We start from the raw sequence: 15,522 nt of genomic DNA on the forward strand, positions 1-15,522 counted from the left end.
CGGGGGCGTCGCCTGTGGAGGACGAGTGTCCGCCGTCGCGGCTTACCGCTTTTGCAGAGCTCCGATGCTCAGCAGCTCCACGTTGGGGTTCTCGCAGGCAAGAATCTCATGGGGGATCTCCAGTGCTTGGAGGTCTTCCGGAGGGTAGACGAGCAGCTTCGTTGCCTGATGGGGTTCGCAGTCCTCGCCATAGTTCTCGGCACGGGTTTCTTTCAGGTCAGCGACAACAGACTGCCCGGGTTCCAGAACAAACACCCCGCCGGGGTTGCCGTTTTCACCCGAGCGAACGGCTGCCGCGCCAATCTGCTCATTTGAGGTGTCGTCAACATAGGAGACCCCGGGGAAGCCGGCTGCTGATGCACAGGGAGCGGACGAGACATTCGTCAGGACCAGTGTGCGGTAGACGCTGCCTGCTGCTCCTCCGCCGATATTGTCCTCGACCTCACCGGCCAGATCGGCGGCAGCGCAGGTCTTGGGGCCAGTTGGTGACGCGGCTTCAGTTGAGTTGCCGGCTGTGGGTGCCGGAGCGCTGGAACCCGGGGACGCACTACCGGCTTCGCCCGTGGATGTTCCGGTGCTCGGCGATACCTCCGGGCTTTCGGAGGCAGCAGACGGCGACGGCGAGGCAGACGACGCGGTTTCCCCGCCGTCGGACGCGCAGCCGCTGACTACAAGAGCTGCCCCCAGTACGGCAGCGGCCAGCGGCCATAACTTTGTAGACGAGGATGGCTTTCTTGCTGACAACAATTTCCGCGACCGGGTATTCATAGGATCACCTTCTCCGCAAGGAGGGTACGGCGTCAATTAGGCTCCTCAGGCGCACTGATAATGACGCCGCAAACGTTACGCATTTCCTCATTGCCGCAGCTCGCCAATTTGCTCCAGCCCGCCAATTTGCCGCAGCGCGCCGGGCAGCCGCGAGCGGGCCGAGCTGCCGCGAAAAAATAGCGGGCAGTGATATTCGTGACGGCAGCGGTTATTCGTGGTGATAGGGTCGCCCGCCGGCGATCTCCTGGGCCCGGTACACCTGTTCCGCAAGGATCAGGCGGACCAGCTGGTGGGGGAAGACCAGAGGAGACAGCGACCAGATGAAATCAGCGCGGTCGTGCACGCTCTGGTCCACCCCGTAGGCGCCGCCGATAATCAATGTGACGTTACGGGAATTATCCAGGGGCTTTTGCAGGGTCTTTGCGAGCGCAGGAGAGGTAATGGCCTTGCCCCGTTCATCCAGCAAGATGACATAGTCGCTGCCCAGCTTGGCCAGCAGACGCTCAGATTCCTCCTTGCGGGCGGCATCTCCCTCCCGCGCGGAATGCGGAATGGAAACCCAGGTCAAATCAAAGGGCTTTTTCAGTCTCTTTTCGTAGCGGCGGATCCCATCCACCACCCAGTCTTCGTGCTTTCGGCCAACCATCAAAACGCGCAATGCCATGTCTCCATTGAATACCCCGGGCCGCGTGAGGGAAAAACGGGTGGCAGTACTCACCTGTCCCGGGCTTAGACTGCCCGCATGACAAACACGAGCGGAACGCGGGCAATAGTCCTGGGCGGCGGGGGAGTAGCCGGCATCGCCTGGCAGATCGGCGTCCTGGCGACCCTGCTGGAGCACGGTATTGAGCTCAACGACGCCGACCTGGTGGTGGGAACGTCAGCCGGCTCCGTCGTCGGCGCTTCCCTGCGGTTCGGAGTCCTGCGGGAGGCGCTCGCGGCCCAGCTGTACCAACACGAAACGGAACAAGGCCCGGCAGGGCCGGGCGAGTTGCCGCACTTCAGTGTTGAGGAGTTCATCAACATGATGAGTTCGGCCGCCCTCGGACCGGGCGGAGAGCAGGAAGCCCGTGCCCGGATCGGCAAGGCGGCGCTCGCTGCCGGCCAGGGACTTTCCGAAACCCGGTGGGTGGACACCATTCGGTCGCTTCTGCCGGCACCGTCATGGCCCTCCGGCCTGCTGAAAGTGACAACAGTGAATGCGAACGACGGCGCCTTTCACGTTTTCGATCAATCGTCAGGCGCCGACCTGGCCCGGGCTGTCGCCGCAAGCTGCAGCGTACCCGGTGCCTGGCCGCCGGTGCTGATTGACGGCATTCCCTACATGGACGGCGGGATGCGCTCCGCCTCGAACGCGGACCTGGCCACCGGGTATGACAAGGTACTGGTTCTCTCCTGCGCGCCGGAAGCGCCGGACAGCCCCTTTGGCCCCACCCTTCCCCAAGTATTGAGAGGTTTATCGGAGGGAGCTGAAACGTTCCTGATTGAAGCGGATGAGGCCAGCCTGTCAGCTTTCGGAACCAATATGCTGCTCTCGTCCACCCGCCGTCCGTCTGCGCTGGCCGGCCAGGAACAGGGCGCCGCAGTGGTGGATGCAGTGAAGGTGTTCTGGGGTGTCTGATTGCCGGTCACCGGGATTGGCCGGCGAGGATCGGCACACGGCTTCACCCGATGCTGTAATGGAAAAGGCGCACGGCCTTCCCCCAACGGAAAATGGTGACATGTCCAGCGACAGTAATTCTGCAGGAGCAACAGACCTGATCGATGCCGCGCGGGCAGCGCAGGACGAGACCGGAAAGGATTACTCCGGCCTTTTGCAGGACATGCTCTTGGAAACAAGCGACGTGGAAGGTTTTCTCGCCGACCTGACCCGCCTCACCGTCGACACCCTGGCCGCGCCCGGGCAGGAGCTGTTTTGCGGCGTGACCCTCCTGCGGCCGGGCAGTGCCGACACGGTGGCCAGTGACAGCGAGGAGTCCCGGCGCATGGATGAGGTCCAGTACCGGTTCGGCACCGGTCCCTGCCTGGAAGCAGCCCGCACCAACCGCACCGTTGTGGTGCGTGACATCACCACGGACCCGAGATGGGACGAGTACGCCAAAGCAATTGCCGGGTATGGCCTGAAATCGATTCTGGGCGTTCCGATTCCCCTGGACGGAGACGCCCAGTGCGGCCTGAATGTGTATGCCCGGGAACCGAATGCCTTTACCGACGAAATGATCCGCGCGGCTGAAGAATTTGCCCGCGGCGCCTCGAAATCCCTGCGGCTCGCCGTGCGCATTTCCCAGCTGGGTGAAAGCAGGGAAAACCTCAAGGCAGCCATGGGTTCACGCACCACCATCGACCTGGCCGTGGGAATCATCATGGCCCAAAACCGGTGCAGCCAGGAGGCCGCAATCGGCATCCTCAAAGCGGCGTCGAGCGCACGGAACGTGAAACTGCGGGACATTGCCGCCTCCGTTGTTGCCTCAGTGGGCGAAAAGGAGCCCAAGACCCACTTCGTCGACTAGCAGCGGCCCACAGCCCGACGACGACGACGGCGGCCGCCGCCTCTGTCCCCGTCCGGCGCGCGGGGGGACACTGAAAAGATGGAACTTTCAGACAGGGATCTCAACGCAACGCCACCGGAATCCGGGAATCAGACCGATGCCGGGGCCCGGCCGGGCGATGCGCTGCCGGGACTGGTAATCCACGGCTTCGGCCCGGACAGCGGAACCTGGCTCGCCGGTGTGCTCCGAAGTGCAGGGAACTCACGCCGGGCGCTGGGCCCCGAACGGAGACTCGAGGTAGTGGTCCAGGGGTTTGGAGTGCGGCTCCTTCGCTCAGGCCTGGGAGACCAGAGCGCCCTCGACGGGGCCCTCTCGGAAGACATTCACGTTTTGGCCTGCCGGAACAGCATGACCCATGCCGGTATCCAGGCCGATGAACTGCACCGGGGCGTGGAAACCGTGGATGCCGCCGTCGCGCATTTGGCGCGCAGGCAGTGGGAAGGCTGGGCGTACGTCCGGCTGTAATCAGGAAGGTCTCGTGTTCCCCGGGGCGGCGGCAGCCCGGCCTCCCCGGGTGGCCACGCTCAACCCAACGGACACCGTGTCGCCGTCGTCTATCCGTTCCTTGAGACGAACGTCCTTCCGCAGCGGCAGGGCATACCCGCCGCTGCGCGGAAGCAGCGAAGTCTCCCAATCGGTGGTCCCGATCCGGACACAGACGGGAATGGCGCCCCACCCATAGGTGGCTGCGGCAGCTTGGGCGCGCACGTAGTCAGCCGCGTCTTCAGGCAGCAGCAGCCAGTAGAACGGCGCCGGCCCGCGCCACTCGAACACCTCAGCACAAAATGTTGTGTCCACACTGACGAAGGTAGTTTGCCCGGGTGGCGCAGGCAACGGAATAGCCGGAGGGAAAGCCCAGCCCGGCAACCTATAATTTCGATATGCCAAATCCACGCCTCAAGGGCGCCATCCATAAACAGTTGACCTCCCCGCACCAGCAAGGAGCACGGCTGTGAGCGGGGGACTCGTCGCCCTGCTGGACGACGTCGCAGCCCTGGCACGTATCGCCGCAGCCTCTGTCGACGACATCGCTGCCGGAGCCGCGAAGGCGGGAGCCAAGGCTGCCGGCGTCGTCATTGATGATGCCGCAGTGACACCGCAGTACGTGTCCGGGGCTGACCCGTCCCGCGAACTGCCGATGATCAAGAAGATCTTCTGGGGATCGCTCCGGAACAAGCTGCTGATCATCCTTCCCGCACTGCTGCTCATCAGCGCGTTCATTCCCGGCGTGATCCCGTTCATCCTCATGCTGGGCGGCACGTACCTCTGCTACGAGGGTGCCGAGAAGGTCTGGCACAAATTCTTCGGACACCACGAGGCTGCCAAAGAGGCACCGGCGGTAGAGCGGGGGCCCGACGCCGAATCCAAGGTCATCAAGGGCGCCATCACCACCGACTTCATCCTGTCCTGCGAGATCATGGTCATCTCCATGAACGAGGTGGGCGACGCATCCATCTGGGTCCGGGCGGCGATCCTGGTCCTCGTAGCCATCGCCATCACAGTGCTCGTCTACGGAGCCGTTGGACTGATCGTCAAGATGGACGACATTGGCCTGCACCTGACCAAAAAAGAGTCCGCCGGCTCCAAACGCTTCGGCGCCCTTCTGGTGAAGGGGATGCCCGCTGTGCTGGCTGCCATCACCTTCATTGGAACGATCGCCATGCTCTGGGTGGGCGGCCACATCATGCTGGTGGGTGTCCATGATCTTGGCTGGCACGCCCCGTATGACCTGGTCCACGCCCTGGAGCACCCCGTGGCCGGGCTTGCGGTTGTGGGCGGTTTCCTGGCCTGGCTTGTGAACACGCTCTGCTCGGCCGTCATCGGACTGGTTTGGGGCCTGGTGGTCATGGCTGTTCTGCACCCTCTGATGAAGGTGCTGCCGTTCGGCAAGAAGAAGAACGGGCACGAAACCGGTGACACTCGGGCAGCGGTTGCCGGGCACCGGCCGGAGAAGCCGGACACCGATTCCACCGAGTAGACGCAGCGGGTCTCCCGGACAAAACAAAAGACCCCGTTTCCCTTGATTTACAGGGAAATCGGGGTCTTTCTCATGTGGCGGTGAGACGGAGGGATTTGAACGCACTCCGGGCCGCTGAATATCAAGGCCCGGAAAATGGCCGGGCCTTGGCTGACCCGTGGTCTCGCAGGGCGGACCTGTTGGCTCATGCTCACACTGTAATGAATGGTGAAGAGGAACCCAGGGATTGATCGCGGCAGCTCCCACCACCGTCCGGCTGATGGTCAGCAGGCGGCAGGCTCGCCATCTGGCAGGGTGGAGGCGGCGATCAGCCAGGCCTCCCCGTTCCACACCAGTGAGTACCGGATACTCCAGTCCGAACAGGTCTGCCCCAGCCTGCCATGTTCCGAATCCTGCTCGGTCGACAAGCGCACATCAGCTGTAAGGAAATCCCCCGTTCCCTCTACCGCAGTCACCTCGAGGCCACGCCAGAAGGAGGAACCGAGCTGTCCACTCCACGCAGTGAGGCCACCGAAAGTGCGCTGCAACTCCGGGGTGAACTGGTCAAAGGCAGCTGAGTAGGCGCCTACGTTGATTCCTTGACCGTGGAGGAGCAGGGCCTGTCCAATATTCTGAGCCTGATCGTGATCAGACCGGACGCTCAAAGGGAAGAATCCGTCGCCCGGTGCCGGCGCATTGCCGCAGGCGACAGGTTCCAGCGGGATCGACCGCTCCTGCCACTCCTTCGCGGCAGCTTCGGCCCTGAATCCCGACACCGCATAGGCCATTCCTTCGGCACGGACGTCGCCATCCAATTGGACAGCGCTGACGACGCCGGCGACCCGGCCATCCTGGGTAAGCAGAGGCCCGCCACTGTTACCTGAATTGATTGCCGCATCCGTCTGGATGATGTTCTGGATCGGGCCGGCACCGAAATCGATTTCCCGGTCCAAACCGCTAACTGACCCTCGAGTGAACCCCAAGGGCTCGCCCAGCGGGTATCCGAGTGCTGCCACCTCCGTCCCGAGCGGCGGGTCGGTCTGCAGGAACATGAACTGGTGACCGTCCAAGGGTGTGCTCGTCTGCACAAGAGCAAGATCCGCGAGTTCATTGATGCCCAACACGGACCCGGCAACAGAGCCTTCCGGTCGGGACAGGCGAACCGCCGAAGCGTCCGACACGACGTGCGCCGCCGTGACGACGAGATCTGGGCCGATGAGGAACCCCGAGCCCGTTCTGCTGCTATCGCACGTCGTAACACTGAACTGCACGACGCCGGTCTCAACCCGGGCCACCGTGTCCGGCCAGCTCGCCGGGGTCGGGTCGAGGCTGGGCTCAGGCGTCGCGGCAGAATTAGAGGTGGGAGCGACGCCTGTGGGCGGATCTGTTGCGGGAGCAGCGGGGGAGGCCTGGTTCGTCGTCGGAGCTTCCCCTGCCGGCCCGGCGGTCCCGGGATCAGTCGTCGGAGCATCCCCACCCAAGACGCATCCGCTCAGGCTGAGCGCCAGACCCATGCCTGTACCGAGCAGGAGCGACATTCTACGTGCCTCGGTCACCATCATGGTGCGGCCTCCTGACGATGTAACCCGCGACGATGAACACTGCGGGCGCTAGAGGCATTAGGGTAGGCGCTGCCGGGAGCTCGGGTCTACAGAAAGGAAGAAAAGATAGTCGAGTACTACCTGATCTGTGGCGGGTAGCAGCCGGGTAGGCAGATGATTTCAGGGCGTGGCGACGCATGGCCACTACGACGTTGTTGCTGACATATGGTTGCCCCTTGCCCGAGCCCCTGCTGCCTGATGGTGCCGTTCACTACTGAACCCAAGCGGTTTCAACCACGCCTACTCCCTCAAACGCGACGAGCCTTGAAGCCGATTCCTTGGCATGTTATTTTAGGCACCTGCTAAGTAATCGAAGCTTTCTCCAGCAGCGCGATTACTGTCCAGTGTTTACCTCACTGTGACTGCGTTACGGCAGGTCACGGGCCGTTCTCACTCGGTGTTAATTTGCATATACCTCTTGTAGATTCTTGTGCGATCGTGGGGTGTGCGGTGCCTGGGAATGCGCAGCGTTTAAGTGATACAGGACCTATTGACCCCCGGACGGGCTATCCACTGTGGTACGAAGACGTCACGGGTACGCGTCTGGATCTGGCCTGGCAGCGCGATGACCCGAGAACCCCGGTCATCGCTGACCTGAATGAAAGCGGAACTCTGCGAGGCATCGCTAACTTCCCAGGCGAGTCCTTCTACGTTACGGCGGAGGCGGAGCTTCCTCTAGGCGGAGGAGGACAGGACGGGGAAGTGAGGGTGGTCCTCGCTTTGGAGGCTACTTTTGCTACGGAAGACGTGATGGACGGCGAGCAGATCGTCTTCGGACGCATCCGGTTCCGGGTCCGCGACGGACGCCCGGAGACGACGTACACGCTCACGCACCCGTACGGCACGGTTCAGGCCACCACCGATGAGCGGGGTCGAGTGACTGCGACGGAGGACATCGGCCTGACACCGTTGGATTTTACCGGGGCTCTGGGCGGGCAGATCGCCCCCTTCCTGCAGTGGACGCCCGATCCCGCTCTGCCCGAGGGCTACATCGGTGACGGCGCCACAGAGCACACGATCACGGGCAGTCCGTTCAACACTAACTTCGTCCTGGTGGAAGGCACCGGGGCGGGTACAGCTGGGGCTGACTCAGATCCGAATGATCCTGGGAATCCGGACAAGGTCTACACGGACCAATTCGTGCTGCAGGGCCGGATCGCCACGATCCATGGGGCGGAGATCACCCGCGCGGTCTACAGCCGAGCGGCGGCTGGGGCGGTGATGGTGGAGGTGTTCGCCCGATCCGTTCCCGGACAGCAGCTCGGAGTATCACTTGGAGGTGGTCCGGAGACGCCTCTGCAGGGCGGGAATACCCCCAACTATCTCTCCCGCATATCTGCGGGCAGCACGGTTCCGACGCAGGTCACCGTGACCAACCGGACTGATCCGGTTGCTCTGCCGGTAACCGTAGGGGTCACCGATGCGGTGGCGATCACGCAGGCCGACTACGACAGTACCAACCAGACGCTCACCGTGAGCGCAACCTCCAGTGACCAGAGCGGCGCCCCGGCACTAACTGTCACAGGGCGTGGCGGGCTGTCCGGCCCGGTCGGGGTCTTTGCTCTCGATGCCCCGCCGTCCACGGTCACGGTCGTCTCCGCCGCTGGCGGCACCAGCACAGCGATTGTCCGGATCGTGGCCTGACAGGATCCTGCCGGGCGCTGTCCCAACATCCAAGAATCAGAGGACCGTCATGGAATACACACTGACAGGTAACTTTCTTGAGGCCTGCGACTGCACTGTCATCTGCCCCTGCTGGGTGGACGACGACCCTGTGGAGGGACACTGCACCGGGTTCGTCTTGTGGGAGTTTACCGGGAACGGCACCGAGTCGAAGATCGATGGCCTCGTCGTCACTGGGTGCAAGGTCGTCAGCGTCGCAATCCACGCGGGCAAACGTCGCGACAGTTCAGCACCGGCCACTTCGATGATCTACATCGACGTTTCGGACTGCAAGAACAAGGAAACCACGGATGAGCAGCTTTTTCAGGCCTTGCGGGGCACCTTCGCCGAACACCCCACCAAGAAAGGAGGGGGCATAGGCCCGCTGGCTGAGCTGGCCGAGATGAGCGGAACAGTGGTCGGGGCCGAGCCGGCCATGATCTCCTTCGAGCTCGAAAAGGACGGCCCTGCGGACAAGAACGAACACCGCTGGACGGCTACAGTCACCCGCACCCGAACAAACCCGCAGGAACCGCAAGCGGAACCCCTTCAAGACCTGTTGATTCACGCGACAGGGCAACCGGAGCGGTTTGACGTGGACGAGAACCAGAACGCTAAGAGTCAGCCGTTGGAGCTCTCCAACACCGCGCTCACCTACGAGCTACAGGCCCAGAACCCGGTGACTGCCCAGGCGGGGGATGAGTTAATCATCAATGTCGGTGCCCTGCCCGGAGGCAACATCAACGTCAAGGGCCGCTCGGGCATGCGCGGCACCTTTCACTACCGCTACCCCGCAGCAGGAGTGCACACGGGCATGCCTGGTGAAGAAGCACCAGCATCATGACCCCCACCTCCCCGGCGGCGCCTCACCAGTCCGGGGCGAGCCGCCCCCTCGACATGAACCTCCTTGTTCTAAGCACGATCGTGATGGCGGCGATGGCCTGGGGGGTCCTGCTGCTGACCCACGGGCCCGGAGGCCACGGGCAGGAAGGCCACACGGTGACCTCTGAAGTGCTGACCCCTGGGCCGGCCGCGGAAACACACGCTCAGCACGGTGGTACGGCCGCGTTCGTGATTCCTCCTGCTCTGGTCGGTGGTGCAGTAGCCCTGGGCGGCTGGGGATTCATGGTGGTTGCCATGATGCTTCCGCCAGCCCTCCCGCTGCTGCAGACGGTGCGACGACTAGCCTCGCACCGTCCGGATCCGTGGCGTCTGACCATCTGGAGCGCCATGACCTTTATCGGGGCTTGGATGGTCATCGGGGCGGTTCTCGTCGCAGGCGATTTGGGTGTCCGGGCGTTGGCTTCCAGTGGATGGCCTGCGATCGATCCCCGTTGGGTGACCGGGGCCGTGCTGATCGGGGCCGGTGGCTATCAGTTCACCCCGCTGAAAGATTTGTGCCTGCGCGGCTGCCGGAGCCCGCGCAGCTTCGTGCTGGCGCACTGGCAGGGTCGGCGCTCTGCCAGCGCGGAGATTTTCGCCCTGTCCGGTGCATACGCGCTGTCATGCATCGGGTGCTGTTGGGCGCTGATGCTCATCTGCTTTACCGTCGGCACCGCAGCGCTGCCTGCGATGGTCGCGTTGAGCGTAGTCATGGCCGCAGAACGCCTCGTCCCGTGGGGCCGGCGCTTGGTATGGCCTACCGGTTTCGCCCTCATCGCTATGGGAGCCGCTACGGCGCTGATTCCCGCCTTTGATAGTCCCATTTGATGTAGACCTTTTCTGCCGCTGAGCGGCTCGATCACGGAGTTCACCATGTCGTCTACCCAATTCCGCACCTACCACGTTGTGGCCATGTCTTTCCCGATCGTCTACTCGCTCGAGGGCGACCACGATCCCAACGGTCTGCTCTACACCTTGCGCGTGTACCAGCCCCTCCTGGATTGGGTGAAGGAACAACGAGAGAAAAACGGCGATTACCTGACCAAGATGCACCGCAAGACCCAGCTGATGGAAACCGTGGTGTACGCAGTGCCGCGGCTCCTTAAGATGCGCCGGATCCTGTCCGAAGGACCGGAGAGGAATAAGTATCTGTTGAAGGACTTCGGCAGCGAGTCCGAAGTTCTTGACCGGGAAGACCGGGACGTCCGCGGTCGACGGTTAAATCCGCAGGATCGTGCGATACGCCAGAACTACCGGGCCACGGTGGACGAACTGGTTGCCGCTTTGCGGGAGCTGACTGATGGGCGGATTACCAGTCTCTCCTCGAAGGCCCCGCCGGATCCGGAGCGACTAGAGGAGCAACTGAGGGAAACCATGGGGGAGTGGCGCACCTCGTGGCTGGCGCAGCTCGAGGAGGCCGAGCGGGCTATCGAAGGGCAATTGGAAAGGATCCGCCAGGGGTGGCCGGAGTTGTTGGCATGGTATCGGAGGCAGCGTCCCGGGTCTCAGCTGAGGGACGAGGACATCGAACGGTTGATGTTCAACGATCACAGCCCTGACCTGATCGGCAAAGGTGAACAAACTCCGGCCTACAACCGGTGCAACCCGCTTAAGCCCATCCCGCTGGTGCGTCCGCTGGTGTTGCGGGCGTGCCGGGGAGAACAGCTTAAGGTGCATTTCGAGAACAGCATCCGCGGCCGTGAAGTGGGCATGCACGTGCAAGGAGACGGGCTCGGGGGCACCGTCCCGGGACGCGGCACCGGCTCAGGCGTCCGGTATGGAGATGGGGCGCGCGTAGGCGACAACGACCCCACCGCTGTTCCCTACCAATCTAAAATGACGTACCGCTGGATGTGTGCCCGGGAAGGCGTGTGGCCGATCAACGATCTGGGTGACATCCGCGGAACCGACCGGGGCACCAACAACCACGGATTGTTCGCCGCTCTTGTCGTCGAGCCCGAGGGCGCGAGGTGGTACGACCCGGAGACGGGGGAACGGCTCGACGGCACAGATCGCCCCGATGGGCTCTACGCCGACGTCGTGCCCCGCGACGAACACCGCCTCAAGGACGGGAAAGTGGTGGCTCCCCAAGAGGACTGCCGCGACGAGCAGCATGAGGGCTGCCAGGCGGGCAACCGGTGCCGGAAATGGCGGGAGGACAACTTCGTCGACTTCCACCATGCTAAGGACAATCCGGACCAATTCGCCGGCAACTGCAGTTTCCGCGAGTTCACCGTCTTCTTCCACGACGAGCCCGAGACGCATAGCGGCATCCCCCACCCCCTGCCCCACTCGGCCATGCCCCTGTCCTACCGCGCTGAACCCATGCACAACCGCCTTCCCTATCGGCTGCACCGGCGCCTGCGTCAAGGCGCGCCGAAGGCAGAACCCGATAAGAACAGGATCGACCACTCAGCCGTTGACATCAGGATCGACAAGGAAACCCTCGGAGAAGAGTTCTGGGTGGCCAAAGACAAGAACGACGATTTCCTCGAACGTGTCTCCGGCGAGGAGCAGCATCACAGCTCATGGCTGTTCGGCGAACCGGTGACGCCGATTCTGCGCGCCTACCGCGGGGACCCCAGCCGGGTGCGGCTGGTGCACGCCGGGGTCAAAGAGACCCATGTCTACCACCTGCACGTCCACCAGTGGCGAGCCGTCGCCCAGGACACCGCTGAGCCTTCCGTGTGGAAGATAGGCGAGCACCACGGTTCCCAGCTGCTGGATTCGGTGTCCATCGGTCCGCAGACCGCCATGACCATCGACCCGCTCTACGGCTCGGGCAGCCGCCAGCATGCGGTGGGCGACATCATCTGGCACTGCCACCTCTACCCCCACTTCCACCACGGCATGTGGGGACTGTGGCGCAGCTTCGACCGGCTGGTCGACGGGGAGCGGGCCTACCCCGACGGCACTCCCTGTCCCGAACTGAAGCCATTGCCCGGACGCGACCCCGACCCCTCGACCGACGAACAACCCGGATTTCCGTGGTTCATCGACGCCACCTATCCCCGCAAATCTCCACCGCCGCCCTCACCCCGCGAGAACGACGTAAAGAAGAGGAAGGTCCCGGTCAACGGGCGACGCCAGCTGCTGCAGATGCCGCAATGCTCCGACAAGGAATGGGCGGCCTTCGCACCCAACTGCCGGTCGGGTGATCAACCCGGTGCTCTTTTCGTCGATCTGGACGGCCTCGCCCGGAAGTGGAACACCAAGGCGAAGGTGCCCGAGCGACGGATTATTCACTACGACATCGCCATGGCGGAACGGGGGATGATCTACAACTCCGCCGGCTGGTACGACCCGCACGTACACCACTATCAGCTCAGAGGAATCACCGTCACCCGTCTCGACGACGACGGGCACCGGCTTGGGGATCCAGTGCAGTTCAAACCCCCGGCAAACAAAGGCGACGGCGGGGCCGACGCGTTCTTCCCGCGCGCCAATCACGGCGACATCGTGGAGCTGCGCCTGTCCAACACGGTGGGCACCGTCAAAGGCGACCACTTCGACTTTCCCGGCCACCCAGTTGAATGTGGTCTGCACGTGCACCTGGTGAAGTTCGACGTGCTCGCTGCCGACGGCTCAGCCACCGGCTGGAACTACCTCTCCGGCGCCAGTTCCCCCGAAGCCATCCCGGACGGCAAGATCAACAATCCCCCTGCAAATGTTTCCTTGCACCGGTGGGTGGTGGATGAGGAGTTCGGCCCCTGCTTTTTCCACGACCACCTGCTGGCGAACTTCCGGCAGAAGCGCGGCCTGTTCGCAGCCCTAATCGCCGAACCCAACGGCACCCGCTGGTACCTACCGGACCAGCAGACCCCCGCATGGGTTGGCTCCCAGGCCGTGATCGTACCGCGAACTTCAAAGGGGGATGGGGACGTAGCTCTAAAAGACCCCTTCCGGGAAGCTGGATTGGCCCTTGGGGACTTTGTGCCGCTGAACCGTCCGAAGGACGATCGTCCTCCAAAGCCCATCCCTGATCAACCTCAATCAGAGGATGATCCGCTGAATGAGCCGAACCTGCTGGGCGGTGATGACGATCCCGGTGTTATGGGCGTCAATTACCGGTGCACCCCCATGCGATACCGCGGCAAGGACCCCTCCGAGTGGTTCAGCTCCAGCCGCTCCTCGCTGAAGAACGAGGACAAGGAGCAGCGAAAGGTGCTCGACGTGCAGGCTCCGCACATGTCGCCGCCACTGCCTGTGCCGCCGAAGCACAAGGGTGACCCCGACACACCGGTGATCTACACCTATCCAGGAGAACGACTGCGCATCCGGATTTTCCAGGGCTCGCACGAAGAGCAGCACAGTTTCATGCTCAACGGCATGCGATGGCGCAAGGACTGGCAGAACCAACAGTCGCCGTGGGTGAACCAGCAGACGATGGGCATCTCCGAGGCCTTCACCGTGGACATCAACCCGCCGGAAATCGGAGCTGACGGAAAGCCTCTGGCGACGAGCCCGTACGGGGTCGGCGACCACCTGTGGCAGTTCACTGTCATGGACGACCTGTGGCTGGGTTGCTGGGGACTGATCCGTTCGCTCCAGCCCAGCTCGGAGAACTTCCGTGAACTTCCCCCGTTGCGGCGCATCACCCAGGTCATGCCCAGGACGGAGGACGAAAGCGGGCGCGTTGCAGCTCCGACCGACCAGGAACTGAAGGAGGCACTGGGTCAGTTCCGCCTCTCCCAGTCCAACGGATTCCTGCCCCCACGCCCCCTCCGGGCGCCCGGAGGAACGTGGGCGGCTGGGAAGGTGCGGGAGTACGTGGTAGTCGCCCAGCGCCACGAGCACCAGTACGCCGGCCAAGCACTGACCGACCCTTGGGGCCTGATCTACCGTACGGCCGAAGAGTCCGTCGCTGAGACCAGGGACGATGGAAGCGAGACCGGCAATCTCCGGGCAGTGGATGTGGACGGTTCCGACCAGCCACTGGTCCTGCGGGCACATCCCGGGGAATGGATCAGGATCACCCTCATCAACGAGCTCCTGCTACCGCAGGAGAACCTCCCCGACCAAGACTTCGCCACGAAAGACCCTCGGCTCCCGGACTTCGGACCGGAAGTGAGCCCGCCGAGGCTGCCCGTAGAGCACCGTGACCACCTGGGCTACCCGGACCGTCGAACGGTCAGTCCTCGAGTCTCCCTGCACCCCAGCTTGCTGCTTTACGACGTGCAGAGCGACGACGGCGCGTACGTGGGGCTGAACCAGGACGGCACCGTAGCCGCTCTGGACGTGGACGATGCTGCTCATGTCGTGCACGGCGGACACGACGCAGTCAATGCGGTGGTGCACCGCACCGACCATGGCATCGGGCACCGGGACGCGAACTGGCGGGAGTATTGGTGGTACGCGGATCCGGCCCTGGCTTTCGACACATATCAGGACGGGCGCGAACGAGGCCAAACCTGCTATCTGTTCGATATGGGTGACATCCGCAACCACCGGCACCACGGCTTAATCGGAGCTGTCGTGATCGAGCCCAGCGACATCACCCCGGTCGACCCGCAGAACGAGGACAAGCAGAAGTGGACAGGCGCCCACGTTCATCTGGAGAGCGGTGACAAAGTCATCGCCCAGGAATTTGTTTTCTTCCTACAGGACGGGCTGCGTCACTTCCTAAACGGCGATATCGACCAGCCACTTCCTGACATCTCTCCGAGCGACCCTCCCGTGGATGCCGGGCAGAAGGCCATCAGCTACCGGTCCCCGCTGACTTCACACCAGAATCCCATGGCGCTGCCCAACCTCACCGCCCCAATCCAGCACGCGAGCAGGGACCTGCCCATCTGGTGGCGCCTGGTTTGCGCCGGCGACAAGCCCCGCAACCACACTTTCACCGTGCACAACTTCGCCTGGGATGTCGCTCCCTGGGTGCGGAAGGCCAAGAAGAGCAGCCCCGAAGCGGGATCGGTTACCGCCATCTCAGCCGGCTTCGCCCAGGACCTGGTGATGCTGCCCGAAGGACGCTGGGATCCAGGAGACCACGCCTACCGCAGCGGTTCCTTCCGCTGGGCCGTCAGCCAGGGGATGTGGGGCATCCTCCGGATGGGTGATCATAACGCCAAATCTTGAAAGGAGACCTTGGACGGACTGCCGT

12 protein-coding genes are annotated in these 15,522 nt (G+C 63.4%); 8 read left to right on the forward strand and 4 right to left on the reverse strand.

All coding sequences use genetic code 11. The annotated features are described in order from the left end of the window. Positions 1 to 42 precede the first annotated feature (42 nt). Positions 43 to 768 carry a DUF4232 domain-containing protein gene (locus KG104_RS01595; RefSeq protein WP_207348387.1) on the reverse strand — a complete coding sequence of 242 codons (726 nt, stop codon included), beginning with the start codon at positions 766 to 768 and terminating at the stop codon, positions 43 to 45. A 208-nt stretch (positions 769 to 976) separates the two neighbouring features. Further along, the gene (locus KG104_RS01600; RefSeq protein ID WP_104055784.1) at positions 977 to 1,432 is read right to left on the reverse strand and encodes a 23S rRNA (pseudouridine(1915)-N(3))-methyltransferase RlmH; all 456 of its coding nucleotides are present in this window, start codon (positions 1,430 to 1,432) and stop codon (positions 977 to 979) included. A 78-nt stretch (positions 1,433 to 1,510) separates the two neighbouring features. On the opposite strand from KG104_RS01600, the gene KG104_RS01605 reads away from it, so the two are divergent. The 3 genes from KG104_RS01605 (at position 1,511) to KG104_RS01615 (ending at position 3,782) form a co-directional block, all read left to right on the forward strand. Further along, positions 1,511 to 2,389, forward strand: a complete 879-nt coding sequence (locus tag KG104_RS01605; RefSeq protein ID WP_207348388.1) for a patatin-like phospholipase family protein — start codon at positions 1,511 to 1,513, stop codon at positions 2,387 to 2,389. A gap of 100 nt (positions 2,390 to 2,489) precedes the next feature. Continuing rightward, entirely contained in the window at positions 2,490 to 3,278 is a 789-nt protein-coding gene (locus tag KG104_RS01610) for a GAF and ANTAR domain-containing protein (protein WP_207348389.1), read from the forward strand. 78 nt (positions 3,279 to 3,356) lie between these two features. Continuing rightward, positions 3,357 to 3,782: a DsrE family protein gene (locus tag KG104_RS01615; RefSeq protein ID WP_207348390.1), complete on the forward strand. Its 426-nt coding sequence runs from the start codon at positions 3,357 to 3,359 to the stop codon at positions 3,780 to 3,782. Here the strand turns inward: KG104_RS01615 and KG104_RS01620 are convergent, their stop codons facing one another. Then, entirely contained in the window at positions 3,783 to 4,115 is a 333-nt protein-coding gene (locus KG104_RS01620; protein ID WP_104055792.1) for a DUF1905 domain-containing protein, read from the reverse strand. A 154-nt stretch (positions 4,116 to 4,269) separates the two neighbouring features. Here KG104_RS01620 and KG104_RS01625 point away from each other — a divergent pair, with 154 nt between their 5' ends. Further along, positions 4,270 to 5,295, forward strand: a complete 1,026-nt coding sequence (locus KG104_RS01625; RefSeq protein WP_207348391.1) for a DUF808 domain-containing protein — start codon at positions 4,270 to 4,272, stop codon at positions 5,293 to 5,295. A gap of 263 nt (positions 5,296 to 5,558) precedes the next feature. Here the strand turns inward: KG104_RS01625 and KG104_RS01630 are convergent, their stop codons facing one another. Further along, positions 5,559 to 6,836 (reverse strand): S1C family serine protease, encoded by a 1,278-nt coding sequence (locus KG104_RS01630; RefSeq protein ID WP_237687252.1) that lies wholly within the window; start codon positions 6,834 to 6,836, stop codon positions 5,559 to 5,561. Positions 6,837 to 7,595: 759 nt separating this feature from the next. Here KG104_RS01630 and KG104_RS01635 point away from each other — a divergent pair. From KG104_RS01635 to KG104_RS01650, 4 genes are read left to right on the forward strand one after another with little or no spacing between them, the layout of a single operon-like run. Beyond that, on the forward strand, positions 7,596 to 8,519 hold the full coding sequence (locus tag KG104_RS01635; RefSeq protein ID WP_207348392.1) for a hypothetical protein: 924 nt from the start codon (positions 7,596 to 7,598) through the stop codon (positions 8,517 to 8,519). 49 nt (positions 8,520 to 8,568) lie between these two features. After that, positions 8,569 to 9,381, forward strand: a complete 813-nt coding sequence (locus tag KG104_RS01640) for a DUF1326 domain-containing protein (protein ID WP_207348393.1) — start codon at positions 8,569 to 8,571, stop codon at positions 9,379 to 9,381. Continuing rightward, entirely contained in the window at positions 9,378 to 10,247 is an 870-nt protein-coding gene (locus tag KG104_RS01645; RefSeq protein ID WP_207348394.1) for a DUF2182 domain-containing protein, read from the forward strand. Before KG104_RS01640 ends, KG104_RS01645 begins: the two co-directional genes overlap by 4 nt. 45 nt (positions 10,248 to 10,292) lie before the next feature. Further along, positions 10,293 to 15,497: a multicopper oxidase domain-containing protein gene (locus KG104_RS01650; RefSeq protein WP_207348395.1), complete on the forward strand. Its 5,205-nt coding sequence runs from the start codon at positions 10,293 to 10,295 to the stop codon at positions 15,495 to 15,497. Positions 15,498 to 15,522 lie beyond the last annotated feature (25 nt).

The sequence above is a fragment of the Arthrobacter sunyaminii genome, assembly GCF_018866305.1.
GTDB classification, from domain to species: Bacteria; Actinomycetota; Actinomycetes; order Actinomycetales; family Micrococcaceae; genus Arthrobacter_B; species Arthrobacter_B sunyaminii.